Genomic DNA, 23,193 nt, shown 5'->3' on the forward strand with positions numbered 1-23,193 from the left:
CCGGCGCATCAGACGGCGAAAAGCAGGAACTCCCGCTCCCACGAACTGATTACGCGCTTGAAGTTTTCATGCTCGGCCCGCTTGACCGCGATGTAACCCGTGATGAACTTCTTACCCAGGTACTTTTCGATGGTCTTGCTGTTTTCCATGCGATCCAGGGCGTCTTCAATGGTCAGTGGCAGGCGCAGGTTGCGCCGCTCATAACCACGACCCACGACCGGAGCACTCGGGTTATGCCCTTCGACCATGCCGATAAGGCCGCACAACAGGCTGGCGGCGATGGCCAGGTAAGGGTTGGCATCGGCACCCGGCAGACGGTTTTCCACCCGACGGTTCTGCGGCCCGGCATCCGGAACCCGCAGGCCCACGGTGCGGTTTTCTTCGCCCCACTCCACGTTCACTGGTGCCGAGGTATCCGGCAGGAAGCGGCGGAACGAGTTGACGTTGGGGGCGAACAACGGCAACAGCTCAGGAATGAATTTCTGCAGGCCGCCGATGTGATTGAGGAACAGCTGACTCATGGTCCCGTCTTCATTGGAGAAAACGTTTTTGCCGGTCTCGATGCTGATGATGCTCTGGTGCAAGTGCATGGCGCTACCCGGCTCGCCGGTCATAGGCTTGGCCATGAAGGTCGCCGCTACGTTGTGCTTGAGCGCGGCCTCACGCATGGTGCGTTTGAACACCAGAATCTGGTCGGCCAGGGATAGGGCATCGCCATGACGGAAGTTGATCTCCATCTGCGCGGTCCCGTCCTCGTGGATCAGCGTGTCGAGGTCCAGCTCTTGCAGTTCGCACCAGTCGTAGACGTCTTCGAACAACGGATCGAATTCGTTCGCCGCTTCAATCGAGAAGGATTGGCGACCGGTTTCCGGACGACCAGAGCGGCCAATCGGCGGTTGCAGCGGGTAATCCGGGTCATCGCTGCGCTTGGTGAGGTAGAACTCCATTTCCGGCGCCACGATCGGCTGCCAGCCGTGGTCGGCGTAGAGTTTCAGTACCTTCTTGAGCACATTGCGCGGCGACAGCTCGATCGGATTGCCCTGCTTGTCGTAGGTGTCGTGGATCACCTGCGCAGTGGGCTCGATGGCCCAAGGCACCAGAAACACCGCGTTCTGGTCGGGGCGGCAGATCATGTCGATGTCGGCCGGGTCGAGCAGTTCGTAATAGATGTCGTCTTCGACGTAGTCGCCGGTCACGGTCTGCAACAGAACGCTTTCGGGCAGGCGCATGCCTTTTTCGGCAATGAACTTGTTGGTCGGCGAGATCTTGCCCCGGGTGATGCCCGTCAGGTCGCCAATCATGCATTCGACTTCTGTGATCTTGTGGTCTTTCAACCAATCGGTGAGCTGGTCGAGGTTGTTACTCATAAATGCCTCTTAGGCTGAGTTTCCTGACTCTTATAAGTCAGGCGTTGTTTGACGCATCGGCGTCGCGTTGTAGTGCGTGCTTGCGGCAGGCATCGCCAAATGCCTGGAAAATCGCAAGGTAGTCAGGATTCAAGCTTACCTGCCATTCGGGATGCCATTGCACACCTAAAGCAAAAGCCTTGCCTTCGATAACAGAGATGGCTTCGATCAACCCGTCAGGCGCCACGGCTTCCACACGAAGACTCGGCGCCAGACGCTCTATACCCTGACCATGAATCGAATTGACTTGAATCTCGCTCGCCAGGCCGAGCCTGGCCAATACACCGCCCGGTTGGACGTGCACCGGGTGACTTGGCGCGTACTGCCCTTCCAGCGGCAGGCTGTCGTCTTCACGGTGATCCATGTATGGACCGGCCTCGTGAACCTTCTGATGCAGACTGCCGCCGAACGCCACATTCATTTCCTGGAAGCCGCGGCAAATGCCGAGCACGGGAACACCGGCCTCGACAGCGGCGCGGATCAGCGGGAGAGTGGTGGCATCGCGTGCAGAATCATGAGCAGTACCTGGCGCACTGGCCGGGCCGTTATAGTGAAACGGTTCTATATTAGATGGAGAGCCTGTAAAGAGAATGCCGTCCAGAGCGTCCAGAATATCGGACGATGTCAGTAGATCCGCCAGGGATGGAAGAATCAACGGCAGGCCCTTGGCAGCTGATGCCACGGCGCGTACGTATTTGTCGCCACTGATGTGATAAGCATGCAGACCGATCTGCTTTGAGCAGCCGGTGACGCCGATTAACGGCAGGCGAGACATGAAGCACCCCGGTATTATTGCTGTTATGGGTTTAAATCGAGCTTAGCCTTGTTCATTTTTTTACACAACACCCCCGTAAAAAATACAACACGGCCCGCTCAAGCTCGCGGGAGCCAAGACGGCCGAAGGCAAAAAAACGCCCCAAAGTGCCTCAAAAAAGCCTCGCGAGTGCTTTTTTAGGGCAAAAAAGGCCTTGCTTGACTTCGGCATGCCGTTCGGGTTGACTGGAATCCGAAGAGATCAATGATTGATATTTTTAACAACAAAGGTGTTGCATCATGTCGGTACCCCCGCGTGCCGTTCAGCTTAACGAAGCGAACGCGTTCCTTAAGGAACATCCTGAGGTTCTGTACGTTGACCTTCTGATTGCGGATATGAATGGTGTGGTGCGCGGCAAGCGCATTGAACGCACCAGCCTCCACAAGGTTTACGAGAAAGGCATCAACCTGCCGGCCTCTCTATTTGCTCTGGATATCAATGGCTCGACGGTGGAAAGCACCGGCCTGGGCCTGGACATCGGCGATGCTGACCGAATCTGTTATCCAATCCCCGACACCCTGTGCAATGAGCCCTGGCAGAAGCGCCCGACCGCGCAACTGTTAATGACCATGCACGAACTCGAAGGTGATCCTTTCTTCGCCGACCCGCGCGAAGTCCTGCGACAAGTCGTAGCCAAGTTCGACGAGATGGGCCTGACCATCTGCGCCGCGTTCGAACTGGAGTTCTACCTGATCGACCAGGAGAACGTGAACGGTCGCCCACAACCGCCACGCTCGCCGATCTCCGGCAAACGCCCGCATTCGACACAGGTCTACCTGATCGACGACCTCGACGAATACGTCGACTGCCTCCAGGACATTCTGGAAGGTGCGAAAGAGCAAGGCATCCCTGCCGACGCGATCGTCAAGGAAAGTGCCCCGGCACAGTTCGAAGTGAACTTGCACCACGTGGCTGACCCGATCAAGGCCTGCGACTATGCGGTCCTGCTCAAGCGTCTGATCAAAAACATCGCCTACGACCATGAGATGGACACCACCTTCATGGCCAAGCCTTATCCGGGCCAGGCAGGTAACGGTCTGCACGTCCACATCTCGATTCTTGATAAAGATGGCAAAAACATTTTTGCCAGCGAGGATCCCGAGCAGAACGCCGCACTGCGTCACGCGATCGGCGGTGTGCTCGAGACCCTGCCGGCGCAGATGGCTTTCCTCTGCCCGAACGTCAACTCCTACCGTCGTTTCGGCGCACAGTTCTACGTGCCGAATTCGCCGTGCTGGGGCCTGGACAACCGCACCGTGGCCATCCGCGTACCGACCGGTTCCTCCGATGCCGTGCGCATCGAGCATCGTGTCGCCGGCGCCGACGCCAACCCGTATCTGTTGATGGCTTCGGTTTTGGCGGGCGTGCACCACGGCCTGACCAACAAGATCGAGCCGGGCGCGCCCGTGGAAGGCAACTCCTACGAGCAAAACGAGCAAAGCCTGCCAAACAATTTGCGTGATGCATTGCGTGAGCTGGATGACAGCGAAGTCATGGCCAAGTACATCGATCCGAAATACATCGATATCTTCGTGGCCTGTAAAGAGAGCGAGCTGGAGGAGTTCGAACACTCCATCTCCGACCTCGAGTACAACTGGTACCTGCATACCGTGTAAGCGGTTGCAGTAAAAACAACGCCGCCGGCTATTGAAGCCTGCGGCGTTTTTTTATGGTTTTTTTCAGTGGAACCGGGTTGGATTCATCGCGAGCAGGCTCGCTCCCACAGGGATTTTCTGTGAACACAAAATTCGCATTCAACACAAATCAAATGTGGGAGCGAGCCTGCTCGCGATGGCGTCCTGGCAGACAACATAGATGCCTGCTCGTACAATGCCCGCTGCCCTGCAGGAGACTTCAATGACGCGCACCGCCACCCCACGCAAACCCCGCGCCCGCAGTCAGGCCCGGATCGATTCGATACTCGATGCCGCCCGCACGCTGCTGGCCGCCGAGGGCGTGGCCAGCCTGTCGATCTACAGCGTCGCCGAACGCGCGGAGATCCCGCCCTCCTCCGTCTACCATTTTTTCGCCAGCGTCCCGGCCCTGCTTGAAGCCCTGACCGCCGACATCCACGCCGCGTTCCGCGCCTGTCTCCAAGCGCCTATCGACCACCATGCCCTCAACGGCTGGCGCGATTTGTCGCGACTGGTGGAACAACGCATGCTCGCCATCTACGACGAAGACGCCGCCGCCCGCCAATTGATCCTCGCCCAGCATGGCCTGACCGAAGTCACCCAGGCTGACCGCCAGCACGACATCGAACTCGGCGACCTGATGCACAAGTTGTTCGACCACCACTTCGAACTGCCGACCCTGCCAAGTGATGTCGATGTGTTTGCGCTGGCCATGGAGCTGGGGGATCGGGTGTATGCACGCTCGGTGCAACAGCATGGGCAGATCACGCCGCGCATGGCTGAAGAAGGGATGCGGGTGTTTGATGCTTATCTTGGGTTGTATTTGCCACCCTACCTGCCCAAGCGCGCTATTACAGCCTGATATCCTCGCAGGCTTCACTGGCCCCTTCGCGAGCAAGCCCGCTCCCACAGTGGATTTCTGTCGTACAGAGAATCTGTGTCCACTGAAGATCAAATGTGGGAGCGGGCTTGCTCGCGAAGGCCGTACCGCCGAACTCACTGAATCACGCGCATAAAAAACCCCGAAGGGCTCACACCCGTCGGGGTTGTTGTTTGCACACACGCTTACAACTTGGCGATCGACACCTCGGTGGATTTTACAAACGCGATCACTTCACTGCCGACCACCAGTTCCAGCTCTTTCACCGAACGGGTGGTAATCACCGAAGTGACGATGCCGGAGGCGGTCTGCACGTCGATTTCCGACAGCACGTCACCCAGCACGATTTCCTTGATCGAGCCTTTGAACTGGTTACGAACGTTGATGGCTTTGATAGTCATGATGTTGATTCCTGTCGTTGGATGAATCTTTAAGTTATTGAGCCCAACGCAATTGCGTAGGCAGTGGTGAAACAGGTTCCGGTTCCGGCGGTTGGCCAGGCAGGGACAGCACGCGGTTGAGCACTTCGGTTTCCAGAGCCGCCAGCCGATGGGAGCCACGGACCCGAGGGCGCGGCAGTTCCACATGCAGGTCGAGGCCGACTTCACCCTCTTCAATCAGGATCACCCGATCGGCAATCGCCACCGCTTCACTGACGTCGTGGGTCACCAGCAACACGGTGAAACCATGCTGTTGCCAGAGCCGTTCGATCAGTTGCTGCATTTCGATTCGAGTCAGGGCATCCAATGCGCCCAGCGGTTCGTCGAGCAACAGCAAGCGTGGTTGATGGATCAACGCGCGAGCCAGGGCCACACGCTGCTTTTGCCCGCCGGACAACGCTGCCGGCCACTCGTTGGCGCGATCCGCCAGGCCGACCGCTTCCAGCGCTTCCAGTGCTTGCGGCCGCCAGTTGCCCTTGAGCCCGAGACCGACGTTGTCGATGATCTTTTTCCACGGCAGCAGACGTGCTTCCTGGAACATCAGTCGGGTGTCTTCCCGCGCATCACTGAGTGGCGCAGAGCCTGCAAGCAGCTCACCCCCCGTGGGCTTGTCGAGACCGGCGAGCAAGCGCAGCAAGGTACTTTTACCGCAGCCGCTACGCCCGACTACCGCCACAAACTGCCCGGCCGGAATGTGCAGATCGATGTCCCGCAGCACTTGCCGTGAACCAAAGGTTTTTTGCAGCCTGCGCACCACCAGCGGAATCCCGCGCAGCAAGCGTGGAGGTTGTTGAGCCGTCATGCGGCACCTCCCTTGGCAACCTGATAAGCCGGATGCCAGCGCAGCCACACACGTTCAAGCCCACGCGCCGCAAGGTCGGCCAGCTTGCCGAGCACTGCGTACAAAAGAATCGCCAGTACCACCACGTCGGTCTGCAAGAACTCCCGGGCATTCATCGCCAGATAGCCGATGCCCGAGCTCGCGGAAATGGTTTCCGCGACGATCAATGTCAGCCACATGAAGCCCAAGGCAAAACGCACACCGACCAGAATCGATGGCAGTGCACCCGGCAGGATCACCTGACGAAACAGGCCGAAGCCGGACAGGCCATAACTGCGGGACATTTCCACCAGCGCCGGATCGACGTTGCGGATACCGTGATACGTGTTGAGGTAGATCGGGAACAACGTGCCCAACGCCACCAGAAAAATCTTCGCCGACTCGTCGATACCGAACCACAGGATCACCAGTGGAATCAGTGCCAGATGCGGTACGTTACGGACCATCTGCACCGAACTGTCGAGCAGGCGTTCGCCCCATTTCGACAAGCCGGTGATGAAGCCCAAGGTCAGACCAATGGCGCCACCAATGGCGAAACCGAGCGCCGCACGCCAGCCGCTGATGGCCAGGTGGGTCCAGATTTCACCGCTGCTGACAAGGCTCACACCGGCCTCGATCACCGCGATCGGCGCCGGCAGAATCCGCGTCGACAACCAGCCCGCCGACACCGACAACTGCCATACCGCCAGCAACAAGACCGGCAATGCCCAAGGCGCGAGGTTGTGGATGATTTTCTTCATGGCGAATTACTGCGCATTGGCAACGGCCGCCGGTGGCGTCCAGATCACGTCTTTAATGCTCAAGGGTTTGGGAATCAGCTTGAGCTGGTAGAAGCTGTCGGCGATTTTTTGCTGGGCCGCGACTACATCAGGGGTCAGGAACAGTGCACCGTAGCCTTGGCGTTTCATCGAGGTCAGGGTGATGTCCGCTGGCAGGCCAAGCAGTGGCGAAACCTGCTTGGTCACATCCTCGGGATTGGCCTTGGACCATTCGCCAACCGCGCGTACTTCTTCCACCAGCGCCTTGATCACTTCAGGATTCTTCTGTGCGTAAGGTTTGGTCGCCAGATAGAACTGGTGGTTATCGACGATGCCCTGGCCATCGCGCAGAGTGCGTGCTTGCAGTTGCTGTTCGGCGGCGGCCTGGTACGGGTCCCAGATCACCCAGGCATCGACACTGCCACGCTCGAACGCGGCGCGGGCATCGGCTGGCGGCAGGAACACGGTCTGGATGTCGGTGTATTTGAGGCCGGCGTCTTCAAGCGCACGCACCAACAGGTAGTGCACGTTGGAGCCTTTGTTGAGCACGACTTTTTTGCCCTTGAGTTCCTGCACCGATTTGATCGGCGAACCCTTCGGCACCAGGATCGCCTCGCTGTGTGGCGCTGGTGGTTCATAAGCGACGTAGAGCAGATCGGCACCGGCCGCTTGAGCGAACACGGGCGGCGTTTCACCGGTGACGCCAAAGTCGATGGAGCCGACGTTCAGGCCTTCGAGCAGTTGTGGGCCACCGGGGAATTCAGTCCATTGCACGTCCACGCCTTGGGCGGCGAGGCGTTTTTCGAGTGTGCCTTTGGCTTTGAGCAGCACCAGAGTGCCGTACTTTTGATAACCGATTCTTAGCACGCCTTCATGGGTAGAAAGCGCCTGAGCTTGAGTAATGGCGCCGAAGGACACAGCCGCAGCAAACAGAGCGACCAGACCACGACGCAAAATGACAGTGCGCATAGCGCTCTCCTTTTTGCAGTTGGGTTTTGGCTGCACCTGCTTGACCGTTAGCGGCTGAGTAAGGTGAGTATTTCAAATTCAGGTATGGCTTGAGTGCTGGCTTAAATGCTCCAGCGAGCACTCAACAAACGTTCGTTCAACAGGTTCGGATCGAGCGGCTTGGGCCGACGAGCCATGGCGCTGAAAAACTGCTCCAGCGCTTCAAACAATCGTTGCGTAAGCTCCGGCGCCAACTGCGCCTGGGCGCTGCCTTCGCCGTAAGCGATCTGGCTGTCCACGGCGAAAATCCCCTGTAGCATTTCCTGGGCTTTCAACGCCGACAGCACCGGTTTGAGCGCGTAATCCACCGCCAGCATGTGGGCGATGCTACCGCCGGTAGCCATCGGCAAAACCACCTTGTGGCTCAAGGCACGTTCGGGCAGCAGATCGAGTAAGGTTTTCAGCGCACCGGAGAACGACGCTTTGTAAACCGGCGTGGCGATCAGCAAGCCATCGGCGTTTTCAATCTGTTGCAGCAGGTCGATCACCTTCGGGCTGTCGAAGCGGGCATGCAGCAAATCTTCGGCCGGGAAGTCCCGTACCTGGTAACTCACCACTTCCACCCCTTGCTCTTGCAACCAGCGTCGCGAGCGCTCCAGCAAAACTCCGGAACGGGAGCGTGGGCTGGGACTGCCACCAAGTGAGACGACCAGCATTCAGACAATTCCTTAAGCGATGTTGGCGATTCGCGGCTGGCGATCTCGCGTTGATGGAGTGACCTTAACAGTTGATTTATATATCTATAAATCATATTTATTCATTTGGTTATATCCTAAACGAATATGAAAATTGTCTTTTTCCAGGCAAAAAAACAGGCCGTCGAAACGGCCTGAAATCCCCTGCTTTGGTGGACTGATCATTCCCACGCTCTGCGTGGGAATGCATCCATGGACGCTCCGCGTCCACTGTGACGCAGAGCGTCACGGGCGGCGCTCCCACGCAGAGCGTGGGAGCGATCGTCAAATTCGGATGATTACCTGTTCGGTTGCGGTGTCAGACGCAGGTACGGTTTCACCGCGCGATAACCCTTGGGAAAGCGTTGCCTGATTTCGTCTTCGTCCTTGAGCGACGGCACAATCACCACTTCATCACCGTCCTGCCAGTTGGCCGGGGTGGCCACTTTGTAGTTGTCGGTGAGCTGCAGCGAATCGATCACCCGCAAAATTTCATTGAAATTACGGCCGGTACTCGCCGGGTAAGTAATCGTCAGCCGAATCTTCTTGTTCGGATCGATCACGAACAGCGAACGTACGGTCAGGGTGTCGTTGGCATTCGGATGGATCAGGTCATACAGGTCGGACACTTTGCGGTCCGCATCGGCGAGGATCGGGAAGTTGACGATGGCGTTCTGGGTTTCGTTGATGTCCTCGATCCACTTGTGATGCGAGTCCACCGGGTCTACCGACAGAGCAATGGCTTTGACGCCGCGTTGAGCGAATTCATCCTTGAGCCTGGCGGTGAAGCCCAGCTCGGTTGTGCATACCGGCGTGAAGTCCGCCGGATGGGAAAACAACACGCCCCAGCTATCGCCCAGCCATTCGTGGAAACGGATAGTGCCGGCGCTGGAATCCTGTTCGAAATCGGGGGCGATATCGCCAAGTCTGAGGCTCATGGTGCTGCTCCTTGTGAGTGCTTGTTGAGCTCAACTGTGCCTGCGTTCGATATTAATTAAAAAGAATAAATATCGATTTATTTAGACCATAAAAGAATATTAAATATCTGTTCACTGGACCTGAACGACCATCGGGATGAACATCGGTCACAAGGTTCGAGAAGGCCTTGAGTTGTTGCAAAAAGGGGAATTTCAAGGAGGGTTTACGGGGGTGAGCCCACCTTGAAAACGCAAAAGCCCCGCCCGGCGTGATGCCGGGCGGGGCTTTTTTTACGTCGGTTACGCGAGCGCTATTACAACAGCGGGATCGAGTAGCTGACGATCAGACGGTTTTCGTCCTGGTCGCGCTGACCTGGAATGTCGTTGCGCCACATGGCGTTTTTCCAGGTGAAGCCCAGGTTTTTCAGTGGACCTTCTGGTACTACGTACGCCAGAGTCAGGTCGCGCTCCCATTCGGAACGGCCAGTCGCCGAAACGAGTCTCTGTGGAGTGGTTGAACCCACTCGACCGCTGGTGTCGATATTGTCACCACGTAGGTAAACAATGCCGGCGGTCAAGCCAGGCACGCCAACCTTGGCGAAATCATACGAGTAGCGAGCTTGCCAGGTGCGTTCGCCGGCACGGGCGAACTTGGCGATCTGCATGTCGGTAGTGAGGTAAGCCGAAGAGCCGTCACCTTGGTTCAGCCATGGGAAATCGCTATCGCCATTGCTGACCTGGTAACCGCCACCGAAGGTGTGACCGGCAACCGAGTACAGGAACAAGCCACTGTACAAGTTGTTGTCGACTTTACCCTTGGTGATGCCCGTACCGTAATCACCAGTTGTGAAGTAGTTGGCATCATGGCCGTTAGCGCCATCATCACGGCTGTTAAAGTAACGGAAGTCCGACTTCAACACACCTGGACCGATGGACCAGCTATGAACCAGCCCCAAGAAATGTTGCTTGTAGAATTGGTCCAGGTTGCCGTAGTAATACTGCGCGGTCAGATCCTTGGTGATCTTGTAGTCACCACCGCCGTAAATGAACTTGTTGCTGTCACGTCCTGCCGCAGTACGGCCGTTTGCGCCAGCGATGGACAATTCTTCATTGTTGCTCGAGTTACGACCTTTGACGTGCTCGATCTGACCGCCCACAAGGGTTAGGTCCTTGATCTCGTTCGACGTGATCTGGCCACCCTGGAAAGTTTGCGGTAGCAAACGACCATCGTTGGTTACGATTACCGGCAATTTTGGCTGCAGGGTGCCGAGCTTCAGCTCAGTCTGCGAAATCTTGGCTTTTGCGGTAAGACCCAGGCTGGAGAAGTTGTTGACCGCCTCGCCATTGGAATCACTTGGGAAGACCGTACCACCGTAAGAACCATAATTGGTACGGGTTGCCGGACTTGCACCGTTAGTACCGCCGCCAGAATCCAGACGAACTCCCAACAGACCGATAGCATCGATACCGAAGCCTACGGTGCCTTGGGTGTAACCCGAGATAAAGTTCAGCTGGAACGCTTGGCCCCACTCTTCTTGTTTATTCTGTGCACCAGCGGCTTTGGCATCACCGTCACGGTTATCCGTGTTGATGTAGAAGTTGCGCAGCCCCAATGTAGCCTTGCTGTCTTCGATGAAACCGGCGGCGCCTGCCTGCTGCGCCAAAACCCCTACGGCCACAGCCAGGGCCAAGGTGGACTTCTTCATTGTTTCGCTCCTCTCGTTCTAATTTTTGTGTTCTTTGGTCTCGGGTCTAACGCCCTAGATCCACAGATGCGCGATTAGCGCCAGACCGTGACTGACAAGTCAATCGTAACCATATGTGTCTGCGACCAAGGTCTAATCGCAGTGATTTGGTCCCTGCAGGGTAATGAGTTCCTCATAAACCCAAAAAGAATTATTTCATTCTTTTTAATTCCATTTAGGAATATAGCTCTCGAGCCATGATCCGAACCGGGACAAAAGGTATCGGCTCATAAGCTAATTACTAAATGGTATTTATGAGCCTTTTTTTAGATCGATTAGCGTTGGCGTATTCCCCATACGTCAATCACTATCGAAAAGGCGACGCCATGATGGCCAAACGCGCACTATCTAGTCAATTTGTTACAGTTTGTGTATCGCTGATATTTTCTTTTTCCGCTCACGCGGCGACTCTCACCGTCGGTTATCAAACCGGTATCGACCCGAGCAAAGTCCCTCAGGCTGATGGTGTTTACGAGAAAACCATTGGCCAGAAAATCGATTGGCGTCGCTTTAACAGTGGCCCGGAAGTGGTCACCGCCATTGCGTCCGGTGATGTGCAGATTGGCAACCTCGGCTCAAGCCCGCTGGCGGCAGCCGCATCGCGTAACCTGCCGATTGTCGCGTTCATTGTTTCGGCTCAGATCAACGCTGCCGAAGCCCTTGTGGTGCGCAACGGCAGCGGCATTGATAAACCGCAAGATTTGATCGGCAAAACCATCGCCACGCCCTTCGTTTCAACCTCCCACTACAGCCTGCTTGGCGCCCTGAAGCACTGGGGCCTGGACGCCTCTAAAGTCAAAGTGGTGAACCTGCAACCGGCGGAAATCGCCGCAGCCTGGAAGCGTGGCGACATCGATGGCGCGTTTGTCTGGTCGCCGGCGCTGGGGGAAATCCGCAAGACCGGCAAGACATTGACCGACGCGGCGCAGGTCGGCCAATGGGGCGCGCCGACCTTCGAGGTGTGGGTCGCTCGCAAGGATTACGCCGAGAAGCATCCTGATGTCGTGGCCCGATTTGCCAAGGTCACTCTGGATTCATTCGCCGACTATGCTGCCCATAAAGACAGCTGGACCGCCGATTCGGCACCGGTGCAAAAAATCGCCAAATTGACCGGTGCCAATGCCGCCGATGTACCGGAACTGCTGGCCGGGTCCACATTCCCGGATGCCAAGGCACAACAGACCACCGCGCTATTGGACGGTGGCACAGCCAAGGCGATTGGTGAGACGGCAAAGTTTTTGAAGGAGCAAGGGAAGGTCGAGACGGTGCTGCCGGATTATTCGCCGTATGTCAGCGCGAAATATGTCACTGAATAACACCCCGCCCCCCTGTAGGAGCGAGGCTTGCCCGCGGCGTCATCAAGGACAACCGATAAATCGAGTCGCCTAATTCGCGGGCAAGCCTCGCTCGTGTTGGGTTTGGGGTCGCCCGGTTCAGAGGGTTTTTTCGAAGATCTTCGAATTACGCTGGTAGTTGTAAAGCGATGCCCGCGCCGACGGCAGGCGTTCGACGCTGCTTGGCACGAAGCCCCGCTCACGAAACCAGTGGGCGGTCCGGGTGGTCAGCACGAACAAGGTTTTCAGACCCTGTGCCCGGGCGCGGGTTTCGATGCGTTCCAACAGTTCATCGCCACGACCGCCATGGCGGTACTCCGGGTTCACCGCCAGACACGCCAACTCCCCGGCATCCGAATCGGCGATCTGATAGAGCGCGGCGCAGGCGATGATCATGCCTTCGCGTTCGACCACGCTGAACTGCTCGATCTCACGCTCCAGCACCTCGCGGGAACGCCGTACCAGAATGCCCTGCTCTTCCAGCGGGCTGATCAGGTCCAGCAAACCGCCGACATCCTCGATGGCTGCCTCGCGCACAACTTCGAATTGCTCCTGGGCCACCAGCGTACCGCCACCGTCACGGGTGAACAGTTCGGTCAACAGCGCGCCATCTTCGGCGTAGCTGACGATGTGACTGCGCGCCACCCCGCCCCGGCACGCCTCAGCGGCCGCATCCAGCAGCTCCGCTTGATAATTGCTGCCCAAACGCAGCAAATGCGCTGGCACTTGCTGCGGACGCAGTTCGCGGACTAGCCGGCCATTTTCGTCGATCAGACCAGGGTCCGCGCCAAACAACAGCAGCTTGTCTGCCCCCAGATCGATAGCGGCGCGGGTAGCGACATCTTCGCAGGCGAGGTTGAAGATCTCACCGGTCGGCGAGTAACCCAATGGCGACAACAACACGATGGAGCGTTCGTCCAGCAGGCGATTGATGCCTTTGCGGTCGACCCGGCGCACTTCGCCGGTGTGGTGATAGTCGACACCTTCAAGTACGCCGATCGGCCGTGCAGTCACCAGATTGCCGCTGGCCACCCGCAGGCGCGAACCCTGCATGGGCGATGAGGCCATGTCCATGGACAGCCGCGCTTCGATGGCGATGCGCAGTTGGCCGACTGCATCGATCACGCACTCAAGCGTCGCCGCATCGGTGATGCGCATGCCATGGTGGTAATGCGGGGTCAGGCCGCGAGCAGCGAGGCGGGTTTCAATTTGCGGACGCGAACCGTGAACCAGCACCAGACGCACGCCCAGGCTGTGCAGCAGCACCAGGTCGTGGACGATGTTGCCGAAGTTCGGGTGCTCCACGCCGTCGCCGGGCAGCATGACGACGAAGGTGCAATCGCGGTGGGCGTTGATGTAAGGCGAAGCGTGGCGAAGCCAATTGACGTATTCGGGCATGAACCTGGGCCTGTAATAAATAGCAGCCGAAAAAAGGGTAAAGCAGTAAACGCACAGCGGGCTGATGGTTATCGTCGGAACAGGCTTGGCGACACGCGCGCTCTCCTCATGAATACGGGTTGGGACATCGGCAATTTATACACGCTCCTACACTGGCATCGTCGTTTTGGCCGGCGTCAGGCAGTAATGTTCAATCAATTGACGTAATAGATGCACGGTAGGCTGCAGACGTGACATTTCGAGGTATTCCCCCGGTTGGTGGGCGCAGGCGATGTCGCCCGGTCCCAATACCAACGTTTCACAACCAAGGCGCTGAAGATAAGGCGCTTCTGTGCCGAATGCCACTGCTTCGGCGCGATGGCCGGTAAGCTTTTCAGCGACCTTCACCAATTCGCAGGCCTCGGCCTGCTCGAAAGGTGGCACTTCGGGGAACAGCGGCGCGTAATCGATCTTCACCTTATGCCGTTCGGCAATCGGATCGAGCTTCTGCAAAATCGCCGCGCGCAGGGCTTTGGGGTCCATGCCCGGCAACGGACGCAAGTCGAACTCCAGCGAGCACTGGCCGCAGATGCGGTTGGGGTTATCGCCGCCGTGAATGCAGCCGAAATTCATCGTCGGTTGTGGCACGCTGAACTGCAGGTTACGGAATTCGCGCTGCCACGCCAGGCGCAAGCCGCGCAGTTCGCCGATGGCATCGTGCATGGCTTCAAGGGCGCTATGGCCCAGGCGCGGGTCCGAGGAATGGCCACTCTGGCCGAGGATGTCGATGCGTTCCATCATGATGCCTTTGTGCATCCGCACCGGCTTCAGCCCGGTCGGCTCGCCGATCACCGCCGCGCGACCTAATGGCCGCCCGGCTTCGGCCAGAGCGCGAGCGCCAGACATCGAGCTTTCTTCATCGCAGGTGGCGAGGATCAGCAAGGGTTGCTTGAACGGTTGGTCGAGCAGGGGTTTGACGGCTTCGATGGCCAGGGCAAAAAAGCCCTTCATGTCGCAACTGCCCAAGCCGACCCAACGACCGTCCACTTCCGTCAGTTTCAGCGGGTCGGTCTGCCACAACGCCTCGTCGTACGGCACCGTATCGCTGTGACCGGCCAGCACCAGGCCGCCGGGGCCGGAACCAAAACTGGCCAGCAGATTGAATTTGCCGGGGCTGACCTGCTGGATATCGCAGGCAAAACCCAAGTCCCCGAGCCATGTCGCCAACAAGTCGATGACCGGCCGATTGGTTTGATCCAGGCTGGGTTGGGTACAGCTGACGGATGGCGCGGCGATCAGCGCAGCGAACTGATCTTTCATGGACGGCAAAGGCATCGCTGACTCCCAACACTCCCGAATTGAAGTCCATCATAGAACCATCCGGCGACAGGAATAAACCGCTACGGCGCGTAGGACGGATCAGTCCTGTACACTGCACGACCTTGGCAGCCACACATTCCCCCGGCTGCGCTCCCGATCCTGGATTTTCCGGCCATGCAGAAAGAAACCGAAATCAAACTCCGCGTCAGCCGCGAAACCCTCGCCGCTCTGCGCGAGCACCCGTTACTGAAAAAACGCAACAAAAGTGGCTGGGAACGCCGTGAGTTGATGAACCAGTACTTCGACACGCCTGAGCGCGACCTGGCCCGCGCCAAGGTTGCCCTGCGCCTGCGCCGCGATGGCGAAGAAGTGATTCAGACCCTCAAGACCCGTGGCCAGAGCGTCGCCGGTCTGTCCGAGCGTCACGAGTACGACTGGTCCCTGCCCAAAGCCAAACTCGACGTGAAGAAACTCGACGGTGAATGCTGGCCCGAAGAGCTGGCCGAGCTGGACAAGAAAACCCTGAAAGCCATCTTTACCACCGATTTCGTTCGCGAACGCGCGGAAATCGCTTGGGGCCGTGGCAAGACCAAAGTGGTCATCGAAGCCGCGCTGGACCTGGGCCACGTGGCGGTCGGCAAGCAGAAAGAAGAAATCTGCGAGCTTGAACTGGAACTGCGCGAAGGCGAACCGGCCGCGTTGCTGGAACTGGCCGCCGAACTGGCCGCAACCCTGGCGCTGATGCCATGTGACATCAGCAAGGCCGAACGCGGTTATCGCTTGTTCGATGCCAACAGCTACTCGCTGAGCTTGCCGACGCCGCAGATCACCGCCGAAATGCCGCTGGACGATGCATTCGCCGCCCTGAGCTGGCATTTGCTGAGCAGCAGCCAACGTCTGGCCGAGCAATATCGCTTCAATGGCCACTGGCGCCTGTTGCAGGACTGGGTCGAGAACCTCGCTGAAATGCGCGCGCTGATCAGCAGCCTCGGTCAGGCCGCACCGCGTCAGTCGACTCACGATCTGCGGGTCGCGCTGGATGCCCTGCTGGAAGACTGGCGCCCGCTGGTACAAGCCGGCCTCGATGACGAAGACGTGCGCAAAGCCGCGCCGGAGCAGTTCCTCGAAGAACTGGAAGACGTGCGCTGGGGCCTGTTCTCCCTGAACACTTCACGCTGGTTGCTGGCCCGCGCCTGGGCCGCCGATCGCAACACCCGCGGCAATCGCCAGGGCGCTGCACAACTGGGCAGCTGGCTGCCGCGCATGCTGGGTGAAGAAGCCAACTCGCTGCAATTGCAGCGTTACCAGCAACAGCCGGAAGACTTGGCTGAGCAACTGCCGCGTATCGAGCGCATCCAGTCCTGGTTGCATCATGCACGTGGCGTGCTGGAGATCCCGGAAATGGATCGCTTGTACGGTGAGCTGAACAAACTGACGCAACTGGCCAACGAGCCGATCACCGATGAATCGCTGGATGCGCGTAAGCACCAGGCGATTGCGGTGTATCAGAATCGCGCCTGGAAGACTTTGCTGCGTCTGTGATACCGCCATCGCGAGCAGGCTCGCTCCCACAGGGTTATCTGTCGCTCACGTATTCGTGGACGCTGAAGATCAATGTGGGGCTTGCCCGCGATGAGGCCAGCACATTCACCGCAAAAGCTTCAGACGGGCAAACTCGTCGTGGATTTGATTTCCGACAACGCCACGATCGAGTTGACCTCCTGAATCCCCGGCACCATCGACAGTTTCTCGAAGAAGAAGCGCTCATAAGCCTCGATGTCTGCCGTGACAATCCGCAGCAAGAAATCCACCGACCCCATCAGCACATAACATTCCAGCACTTCGGGAAAGCCGCGAATCGCCTCGGTGAACTCAGTGAAGTTCGAACGTCCGTGGGCGTTGAGTTTGATCTCGGCGAAAATCTGCGTGTTAAGGCCGATTTTCTTGCGGTCAAGCAACGTCACCTGACCGCGAATGATCCCCTCCTCCTTCATCCGCTGAATCCGTCGCCAACATGGCGACTGTGAGAGCCCTACCTGTTCGGCGATCTGCGCGCTGGAGAGCGAAGCGTCCTCTTGCAGCAACGCGAGAATCTTGCGGTCGTAGCCATCCAGCTCGCTGTGCATAGAAAAACCTGTAGTGGGTACTAAATCGAATTGATCTATTCGATAAATGGTCAATAAGCCCAATCATAGATAAGAAATGCCCCGCACCGAATGTAAAAATTCCTCCAGTGATTTTGGAGACCGGACCATGCCGCATTTAGAAGCCGTGAACACCCTGCCCGCCCGCGCCGATGTCTGGAACGTCAGCAACGCCCACTGTCGCGTTCACTATCAATTACTGGCCGAGGCCGAACCGGATCTGCTGTGTCGGGCGCTCAACTTGTTCGCCTTGCAGTTTTTGACGCCGCAGCAGGTCAACGTGCAGCGTATGGACGATCTGCTGTCGATCGACATCGTCATGGACGGCCTGAGCTGGCACCGTGCTCAAGTGATCGCGGAAAAATTACGTAACCTGATCAGCGTCTGCTCGGTGAACCTGCAAGCGGCTGATTCTGCGTGGGGAGAGCTGGTTCAGGCGGCAGGCTGAAAAAACCCGACACGTCTTGGTCGGGTAGTGGCCCAACGGTCTGCGGGTGCGCGGCTATCCTTTGTGAACGGTTGTTCATAAGGAGCCCGCATGTCCGTTCAACTCGCCACTCAGGACCGCTGGCTGGACCTCAATGATTTGCTGCGTGAATTGGTCTCCCAAGGCTTTATCAGTCAGGACTCGGCCGAACACGCACTCAACGCCCGCCGCCGTCACGCCATAAATGGTCAGCAGCACCCGCTGGAATTCATCGCCAGCCAACACCTGGACGACCTCAGCCGTCCCGGCAAACACCTCGATCTGGAAAGCCTGACACTCTGGCTGTCTCAGCAGGCCGGTCAGCCTTACTTGCGCATCGACCCGCTGAAAATCAATGTCGCGGCCATTACGCCGTTGATGTCCTATGCCTTCGCCCAACGCCACAAGATTCTGGCGGTGTCCATCGACCGCGACGCCGTCACCGTGGCCAGCGCCCAGCCCTTCGTCAGCAGCTGGGAAGCCGATTTGACCCACGTGCTGAAGCTGCCGATCAAGCGCGTGGTGGCCAACCCGGTGGACATCCAGCGCTTCAGCGTGGAATTTTTCCGCTTGGCCAAATCGGTCAGCGGCGCCACCAACGCCGATCAACAGACCAGCACCCTGGGCAACTTCGAACAGTTGCTCAACCTCGGCGCCAGCGACCAGGAGCCGGACGCCAACGATGCGCACATCGTCAACATCGTCGATTGGCTGTTCCAGTACGCGTTCCAGCAACGGGCCAGCGATATCCACATCGAACCCCGACGCGAGCAAGGCACGGTGCGCTTTCGCATCGACGGCGTGCTGCACAACGTCTATCAATTCCCGCCGCAAGTGACCATGGCTATCGTCAGCCGCCTGAAAAGCCTGGGGCGGATGAACGTCGCAGAAAAGCGCAAACCCCAGGACGGCCGGGTAAAAACCAAAACCCCGGACGGCGGCGAAGTCGAATTGCGGCTGTCGACATTACCGACGGCGTTCGGTGAAAAAATGGTCATGCGGATCTTCGACCCGGAAGTGCTGCTCAAGGACTTCGATCAGCTGGGTTTTTCCGCCGATGACCTGCGTCGCTGGCAAGACATGACCCGCCAGCCCAATGGCATCATTCTGGTGACCGGGCCGACCGGTTCAGGCAAGACCACCACGCTGTACACCACCCTGAAGAAACTGGCGACGCCGGAGGTCAACCTCTGCACCATTGAAGACCCGATCGAAATGGTCGAACCGGCGTTCAATCAGATGCAGGTCCAGCACAACATCGACCTGACCTTTGCCGCCGGCGTGCGTGCGCTGATGCGGCAAGACCCGGACATCATCATGATCGGCGAGATCCGCGACCTCGAAACCGCCGAAATGGCGATTCAAGCCGCACTCACCGGCCACTTGGTGTTGTCGACGTTGCACACCAACGACGCCCCGAGCGCCATCAGCCGCCTGCTGGAACTCGGCGTGCCGCATTACCTGATCAAGGCCACGGTGCTCGGGGTCATGGCTCAGCGTCTGGTCCGGACCCTCTGCCCGCATTGCAAGGCGCCATTAACTTTGGGCGAGGACGACTGGCAAACCCTGACCCGGCCTTGGCAAGCGCCACTGCCAGGTAACGCACAACGCGCCATCGGCTGCCTGGAATGCCGCGAAACCGGCTATCGCGGCCGCGCCGGGGTGTACGAAATCATGCAGCTGACTGACGGCATTAAAGCGCTGATCAACCCTGATACCGATTTGCTGGCGGTCCGCCGTCAGGCCTTCAAGGAAGGCATGCGCAGTTTGCGGCTGTCGGGGGCGCAGAAAGTGGCGGCGGGTTTGACCACGATCGAAGAGGTGTTGCGAGTGACGCCGCAGAGTGAGCAGAAGTAGGCCATTGCAACCGCTACACACTCCAGGCCGACTAACGTCACGGAACTGGATTGGGTTATTGGCAATCAAAGCCCGCAGTTAATCCAGTGGAGTCACCTTTTATGCGTCTCAAACTTGCTGTTGTTACCTTCGCCGTGTTGTCCCTTCCAGTCGGTTCGGCGATGGCTGATGACAGCTTTTGGCGTAACGTCCTTACTTCCGGTGCCACCACCGGTACGTCCTACCTGACCTCCAGGGATCACAAGCTGGTCGTCGCCGCCCAGGACGACGCCGGCAGCTTTGTCGCCAGTGACGGCGTAATTCGCGGCCCCTATCTGGAAGCTGCGATACAGAAAGTCCGCGCCGATAACCCTGGCCTGCAAGCCACGGACATGGAATTGGCAAACGCAATCCTGGCGAAGAATGCCATCGCCTCGAAATAAGGTTCGTGGCTTAACAAAATGCCGCTCTCATGAGCGGCATTTTTTTGCCCGAAATGCGATCCATTGTGGGAGCGGGCTTGCTCGCGAAAGCGGTGTTTCAGTCGACATCAATTGTGAATGTTGCACCGCTTTCGCGAGCAAGCCCGCTCCCACATTGGGGTTTGTGTGTTCCGTTACTTCAGCGGTATTCGTCCACCGGCACACACGCGCAAAACAGATTGCGGTCGCCATAGACATTGTCCACACGGTTCACCACCGGCCAGTACTTATGGGCCTTGGTGTGAGCATCCGGCGTCACCGCCTGCTCAATGCTGTACGGCCGCTCCCAAACCCCGGTGATGTCGGCCAAGGTATGCGGCGAACGTTTCAGCGGGTTGTCCTCTGCCGGCCAGTTGCCGTTCTGCACCTCGGTGATTTCCGCGCGGATACTCAGCATCGCGCCAATAAAACGGTCCAGTTCCGCCTTCGACTCACTCTCGGTCGGTTCGACCATCAACGTCCCCGGCACCGGGAACGACATGGTCGGCGCATGGAAGCCATAGTCCATCAGACGCTTGGCAACGTCCTCTTCACTGATCCCGGTCTGTGCCTTGAGCGGTCGCAAGTCGAGAATGCATTCGTGGGCCACTCGCTCGTTGCGCCCGGTGTAGAGCACCGGAAACGCACCAGCCAAATGCTGCGCCAGGTAATTCGCGGCGAGAATCGCCACCTCGCTCGCGTCCGCCAGTTGCGGCCCCATCATGGCGATGTACATCCAGCTGATGGGCAGAATGCTTGCGCTGCCCCAAGGGGCCGCGCTCACCGCGCCGTTCTCCGGCAGCGGACCTTCGATTGGCACCACCGGGTGATTGGCGACGAACGGTGCCAGGTGCGCCCGAACGCCGATCGGGCCCATCCCCGGTCCGCCACCGCCGTGGGGAATGCAGAAGGTTTTGTGCAGGTTCATGTGCGACACGTCGGCACCGATGTCAGCCGGCCTTGCCAATCCAACCTGCGCATTGAGGTTGGCGCCATCCATGTACACCTGACCGCCATGGCTGTGGATAACTTCACAGATCTCGCTGATGCCTTCCTCGTAGACCCCGTGGGTCGAAGGATAAGTCGCCATCAGGCAGGCGAGTTTGTCCCCCGCCTCCGTGGCCTTTTCCTTCAGATCATTCAGATCGACATTACCCCCCTCGTCGCACTCGACGATCACCACCCGCATTCCGGCCATTTGCGCCGAGGCCGGGTTGGTGCCGTGGGCCGAGGACGGGATCAGGCAGATATCCCGCGCGCCCTGATGGCGGCTCTCGTGATATTTGCGGATCGCCAACAACCCGGCGTACTCACCCTGAGCGCCCGAGTTGGGTTGCATGCAGATCGCATCGAAACCGGTGATCGCGCAGAGCCAGCGCTCCAGTTCCTCGATCATCAAGGAATAACCCACCACCTGCTCTTTGGGCACGAACGGATGCAGGTTGGCGAACTGCGGCCAGGTGATGGGGATCATCTCGCTGGTAGCGTTGAGCTTCATGGTGCAAGAGCCCAGCGGAATCATCGATTGATTGAGCGCCAGGTCTTTGTTTTCCAGCTGCTTGAGATAACGCAGCATTTCGGTTTCGCTGTGATGAGCGTTGAACACCGGATGACGCAGATACGGCGTACTGCGCTGCAACCCGGCAGGAATGCCGGATGCCAGCGCTTCAGCGTCCAGGTCGTCGATGTTGAGCCCATGATCGGCACCGAGAAACACATCGAACAGCTTCGCCACGGTGGTTTCGTCACAGGTTTCGTCGAGGCTCAGGCCGAGCTGTCCACGGCCGAGAATACGCAAGTTGATCTGCGCCGCCTGGGCACTTTCGATGATCGCAGTCTGAGTGCCACCGACCTCCAGGGTCAGGGTGTCGAAGAAGTGTTGGTTGAGACGGGTAATGCCGTGACGCTCCAGTCCGGCGGCGAGGATGCAGGTCAGCCGGTGGACGCGCTGGGCAATCCGTTTGAGCCCTTCCGGGCCATGGTAGACCGCGTAGAAGCTGGCGATATTGGCCAGCAGCACCTGAGCGGTGCAGATGTTGGAGTTGGCTTTCTCCCGGCGGATATGTTGCTCACGTGTTTGCAGGGCCATGCGCAGAGCGACGTTGCCGCGCGCATCTTTCGATACGCCGATGATCCGCCCGGGAATCGCCCGTTTGTATTCGTCGCGACTGGCAAAAAACGCCGCGTGCGGGCCGCCGTACCCCATGGGCACGCCGAATCGCTGGGACGAACCGAACACCACGTCGGCGCCCAGTTCCCCCGGCGGGGTCAGCAACAGCAGGCTTAGCAGATCGGTCGCCACACAGGCCAGGGCTTGTTGGGCATGCAGATGATCGATCAATGGGCGCAGATCGCGCACTTCACCATGGGTGTCGGGATATTGCAGCAGCGCGCCGAACACCTGGTGCTGTTTCAAGTTATCCACAGCGTCGACGATCAGCTCGAAACCGAACCCTTCGGCCCGGGTCCGCACCACGGAAATGGTTTGCGAGTGGCAATTCTCATCGACGAAAAACAGGTTACTTCTGGATTTGGCCACGCGTTTGGCCAGAGCCATGGCCTCGGCTGCCGCCGTGGCTTCATCCAGCAGCGAGGCGTTGGCCAGTTCCAGGCCGGTCAGGTCGATGGTCAGCTGCTGGAAATTCAGCAACGCTTCGAGCCGGCCTTGGGCGATCTCTGGTTGATAGGGCGTATAGGCGGTGTACCAACCGGGATTTTCCAGCACGTTGCGCAGGATGACGGCCGGCGTGAGGGTGCCGTGGTATCCCATGCCGATCAGGCTGGTCCAGACCTGGTTCTGCTCAGCGTAGCCTCGCAACTTGGCCAGTGCGGCTTCCTCGTCGAGGGCCGGCGGCAACTCCAGTGGCCGGTTGAGGCGGATTCCCGGCGGCACCGTCTGCTCGATCAGTTCGACCCGGCTGCCAAGACCAAGGCTGTCGAGCATTGCCTGCTGTTCAGCGGCATCGGGGCCCAGATGGCGGCGCAGGAAGGTATTGGGGTCGCGTAACTGGCTCAGGGACGGCAACTGGGACATGACGGGCTCTCTCTTGACTGGCGCTCGGCGTCGATGCAATGCGGTCAAACCAGCATAGCAGTCGCTGCCAGCAGAGAACCTGCGGGAAAGGTTGACACATACCC

At 58.6% G+C, this 23,193-nt stretch carries 20 protein-coding genes; 7 read left to right on the top strand and 13 right to left on the bottom strand.

Translation table 11 applies throughout. The features are described 5' to 3' along the window. Window positions 1–8: 8 nt before the first annotated feature. Window positions 9–1,367, bottom strand: coding sequence for a glutamine synthetase family protein (locus KVG95_RS19055; RefSeq protein ID WP_217857521.1), 1,359 nt, complete (start codon window positions 1,365–1,367; stop codon window positions 9–11). 37 nt (window positions 1,368–1,404) lie between these two features. Beyond that, window positions 1,405–2,181, bottom strand: a complete 777-nt coding sequence (locus KVG95_RS19060; protein WP_217857522.1) for a gamma-glutamyl-gamma-aminobutyrate hydrolase family protein — start codon at window positions 2,179–2,181, stop codon at window positions 1,405–1,407. A gap of 278 nt (window positions 2,182–2,459) precedes the next feature. Between KVG95_RS19060 and KVG95_RS19065 the strand changes: the two genes are divergently transcribed. Together KVG95_RS19065 and KVG95_RS19070 are read left to right on the top strand one after the other, a co-directional pair. Then, window positions 2,460–3,836, top strand: coding sequence for a glutamine synthetase family protein (locus tag KVG95_RS19065; RefSeq protein ID WP_007897683.1), 1,377 nt, complete (start codon window positions 2,460–2,462; stop codon window positions 3,834–3,836). Between the two features lie 241 nt (window positions 3,837–4,077). After that, window positions 4,078–4,716: a TetR/AcrR family transcriptional regulator gene (locus KVG95_RS19070; protein ID WP_217857523.1), complete on the top strand. Its 639-nt coding sequence runs from the start codon at window positions 4,078–4,080 to the stop codon at window positions 4,714–4,716. A 203-nt stretch (window positions 4,717–4,919) separates the two neighbouring features. On the opposite strand, the gene KVG95_RS19075 is transcribed toward KVG95_RS19070, so the two are convergent. From KVG95_RS19075 to KVG95_RS19105, 7 genes are all read right to left on the bottom strand, one after another. Continuing rightward, a complete protein-coding gene (locus KVG95_RS19075; protein WP_003229256.1) occupies window positions 4,920–5,135 on the bottom strand; it encodes a TOBE domain-containing protein in 216 nt (71 codons plus the stop codon). A gap of 34 nt (window positions 5,136–5,169) precedes the next feature. After that, the gene (ssuB, locus tag KVG95_RS19080) at window positions 5,170–5,976 is read right to left on the bottom strand and encodes an aliphatic sulfonates ABC transporter ATP-binding protein (protein WP_217857524.1); all 807 of its coding nucleotides are present in this window, start codon (window positions 5,974–5,976) and stop codon (window positions 5,170–5,172) included. Then, a complete protein-coding gene (gene ssuC, locus KVG95_RS19085; RefSeq protein WP_217857525.1) occupies window positions 5,973–6,755 on the bottom strand; it encodes an aliphatic sulfonate ABC transporter permease SsuC in 783 nt (260 codons plus the stop codon). Before ssuC ends, ssuB begins: the two co-directional genes overlap by 4 nt. 6 nt (window positions 6,756–6,761) lie before the next feature. Further along, a complete protein-coding gene (locus KVG95_RS19090) occupies window positions 6,762–7,742 on the bottom strand; it encodes a sulfonate ABC transporter substrate-binding protein (protein WP_217857526.1) in 981 nt (326 codons plus the stop codon). A 101-nt stretch (window positions 7,743–7,843) separates the two neighbouring features. Continuing rightward, a complete protein-coding gene (ssuE, locus tag KVG95_RS19095) occupies window positions 7,844–8,437 on the bottom strand; it encodes an NADPH-dependent FMN reductase (protein ID WP_217857527.1) in 594 nt (197 codons plus the stop codon). A 317-nt stretch (window positions 8,438–8,754) separates the two neighbouring features. Beyond that, window positions 8,755–9,393, bottom strand: a complete 639-nt coding sequence (locus KVG95_RS19100) for a peroxiredoxin (protein ID WP_217857528.1) — start codon at window positions 9,391–9,393, stop codon at window positions 8,755–8,757. 293 nt (window positions 9,394–9,686) lie between these two features. Further along, window positions 9,687–11,078 carry an OprD family porin gene (locus KVG95_RS19105; RefSeq protein ID WP_217857529.1) on the bottom strand — a complete coding sequence of 464 codons (1,392 nt, stop codon included), beginning with the start codon at window positions 11,076–11,078 and terminating at the stop codon, window positions 9,687–9,689. 368 nt (window positions 11,079–11,446) lie between these two features. Here KVG95_RS19105 and tauA point away from each other — a divergent pair, with 368 nt between their 5' ends. Next, window positions 11,447–12,433 carry a taurine ABC transporter substrate-binding protein gene (gene tauA, locus KVG95_RS19110; RefSeq protein ID WP_437180798.1) on the top strand — a complete coding sequence of 329 codons (987 nt, stop codon included), beginning with the start codon at window positions 11,447–11,449 and terminating at the stop codon, window positions 12,431–12,433. A gap of 117 nt (window positions 12,434–12,550) precedes the next feature. On the opposite strand, the gene argA is transcribed toward tauA, so the two are convergent. Together argA and argE are read right to left on the bottom strand one after the other, a co-directional pair. Beyond that, on the bottom strand, window positions 12,551–13,849 hold the full coding sequence (gene argA / locus KVG95_RS19115; protein ID WP_217857531.1) for an amino-acid N-acetyltransferase: 1,299 nt from the start codon (window positions 13,847–13,849) through the stop codon (window positions 12,551–12,553). Between the two features lie 147 nt (window positions 13,850–13,996). Beyond that, window positions 13,997–15,163: an acetylornithine deacetylase gene (gene argE, locus KVG95_RS19120; protein ID WP_217857532.1), complete on the bottom strand. Its 1,167-nt coding sequence runs from the start codon at window positions 15,161–15,163 to the stop codon at window positions 13,997–13,999. Between the two features lie 159 nt (window positions 15,164–15,322). Here argE and KVG95_RS19125 point away from each other — a divergent pair, with 159 nt between their 5' ends. Then, on the top strand, window positions 15,323–16,690 hold the full coding sequence (locus KVG95_RS19125) for a CYTH domain-containing protein (RefSeq protein ID WP_217857533.1): 1,368 nt from the start codon (window positions 15,323–15,325) through the stop codon (window positions 16,688–16,690). A 119-nt stretch (window positions 16,691–16,809) separates the two neighbouring features. Here the strand turns inward: KVG95_RS19125 and KVG95_RS19130 are convergent, their stop codons facing one another. After that, window positions 16,810–17,274, bottom strand: coding sequence for an Lrp/AsnC family transcriptional regulator (locus KVG95_RS19130; RefSeq protein ID WP_046045137.1), 465 nt, complete (start codon window positions 17,272–17,274; stop codon window positions 16,810–16,812). A gap of 127 nt (window positions 17,275–17,401) precedes the next feature. Here KVG95_RS19130 and KVG95_RS19135 point away from each other — a divergent pair, with 127 nt between their 5' ends. The 3 genes from KVG95_RS19135 to KVG95_RS19145 all read left to right on the top strand — a co-directional run bounded on the left by KVG95_RS19135 (window position 17,402) and on the right by KVG95_RS19145 (window position 20,037). Beyond that, complete coding sequence (locus tag KVG95_RS19135; protein ID WP_217857534.1) at window positions 17,402–17,740, top strand: ACT-like domain-containing protein; 339 nt, start codon at window positions 17,402–17,404, stop codon at window positions 17,738–17,740. Window positions 17,741–17,830: 90 nt separating this feature from the next. After that, a complete protein-coding gene (tfpB, locus tag KVG95_RS19140; protein ID WP_217857535.1) occupies window positions 17,831–19,615 on the top strand; it encodes a type IV pilus assembly ATPase TfpB in 1,785 nt (594 codons plus the stop codon). A 101-nt stretch (window positions 19,616–19,716) separates the two neighbouring features. Further along, window positions 19,717–20,037 (top strand): DUF2388 domain-containing protein, encoded by a 321-nt coding sequence (locus KVG95_RS19145; RefSeq protein ID WP_217857536.1) that lies wholly within the window; start codon window positions 19,717–19,719, stop codon window positions 20,035–20,037. 178 nt (window positions 20,038–20,215) lie between these two features. On the opposite strand, the gene gcvP is transcribed toward KVG95_RS19145, so the two are convergent. Then, the gene (gene gcvP / locus KVG95_RS19150; RefSeq protein WP_217857537.1) at window positions 20,216–23,089 is read right to left on the bottom strand and encodes an aminomethyl-transferring glycine dehydrogenase; all 2,874 of its coding nucleotides are present in this window, start codon (window positions 23,087–23,089) and stop codon (window positions 20,216–20,218) included. Window positions 23,090–23,193: the final 104 nt, after the last annotated feature.

The organism is Pseudomonas farris (genome assembly GCF_019145235.1).
GTDB lineage: Bacteria > Pseudomonadota > Gammaproteobacteria > Pseudomonadales > Pseudomonadaceae > Aquipseudomonas > Aquipseudomonas farris.

Coding starts and splice junctions, on each gene's coding strand:
- gcvP (WP_217857537.1), bottom strand. CDS start 23,089: ATGTCCCAGTTGCCGTCCCTGAGCCAGTTACGCGACCCCAATACCTTC.
- KVG95_RS19100 (WP_217857528.1), bottom strand. CDS start 9,393: ATGAGCCTCAGACTTGGCGATATCGCCCCCGATTTCGAACAGGATTCC.
- ssuB (WP_217857524.1), bottom strand. CDS start 5,976: ATGACGGCTCAACAACCTCCACGCTTGCTGCGCGGGATTCCGCTGGTG.
- KVG95_RS19105 (WP_217857529.1), bottom strand. CDS start 11,078: ATGAAGAAGTCCACCTTGGCCCTGGCTGTGGCCGTAGGGGTTTTGGCG.
- KVG95_RS19055 (WP_217857521.1), bottom strand. CDS start 1,367: ATGAGTAACAACCTCGACCAGCTCACCGATTGGTTGAAAGACCACAAG.
- ssuC (WP_217857525.1), bottom strand. CDS start 6,755: ATGAAGAAAATCATCCACAACCTCGCGCCTTGGGCATTGCCGGTCTTG.
- tauA (WP_437180798.1), top strand. CDS start 11,447: ATGGCCAAACGCGCACTATCTAGTCAATTTGTTACAGTTTGTGTATCG.
- KVG95_RS19130 (WP_046045137.1), bottom strand. CDS start 17,274: ATGCACAGCGAGCTGGATGGCTACGACCGCAAGATTCTCGCGTTGCTG.
- KVG95_RS19135 (WP_217857534.1), top strand. CDS start 17,402: ATGCCGCATTTAGAAGCCGTGAACACCCTGCCCGCCCGCGCCGATGTC.
- KVG95_RS19090 (WP_217857526.1), bottom strand. CDS start 7,742: ATGCGCACTGTCATTTTGCGTCGTGGTCTGGTCGCTCTGTTTGCTGCG.
- KVG95_RS19060 (WP_217857522.1), bottom strand. CDS start 2,181: ATGTCTCGCCTGCCGTTAATCGGCGTCACCGGCTGCTCAAAGCAGATC.
- KVG95_RS19070 (WP_217857523.1), top strand. CDS start 4,078: ATGACGCGCACCGCCACCCCACGCAAACCCCGCGCCCGCAGTCAGGCC.
- KVG95_RS19125 (WP_217857533.1), top strand. CDS start 15,323: ATGCAGAAAGAAACCGAAATCAAACTCCGCGTCAGCCGCGAAACCCTC.
- argA (WP_217857531.1), bottom strand. CDS start 13,849: ATGCCCGAATACGTCAATTGGCTTCGCCACGCTTCGCCTTACATCAAC.
- ssuE (WP_217857527.1), bottom strand. CDS start 8,437: ATGCTGGTCGTCTCACTTGGTGGCAGTCCCAGCCCACGCTCCCGTTCC.
- tfpB (WP_217857535.1), top strand. CDS start 17,831: ATGTCCGTTCAACTCGCCACTCAGGACCGCTGGCTGGACCTCAATGAT.
- argE (WP_217857532.1), bottom strand. CDS start 15,163: ATGCCTTTGCCGTCCATGAAAGATCAGTTCGCTGCGCTGATCGCCGCG.
- KVG95_RS19065 (WP_007897683.1), top strand. CDS start 2,460: ATGTCGGTACCCCCGCGTGCCGTTCAGCTTAACGAAGCGAACGCGTTC.
- KVG95_RS19075 (WP_003229256.1), bottom strand. CDS start 5,135: ATGACTATCAAAGCCATCAACGTTCGTAACCAGTTCAAAGGCTCGATC.
- KVG95_RS19145 (WP_217857536.1), top strand. CDS start 19,717: ATGCGTCTCAAACTTGCTGTTGTTACCTTCGCCGTGTTGTCCCTTCCA.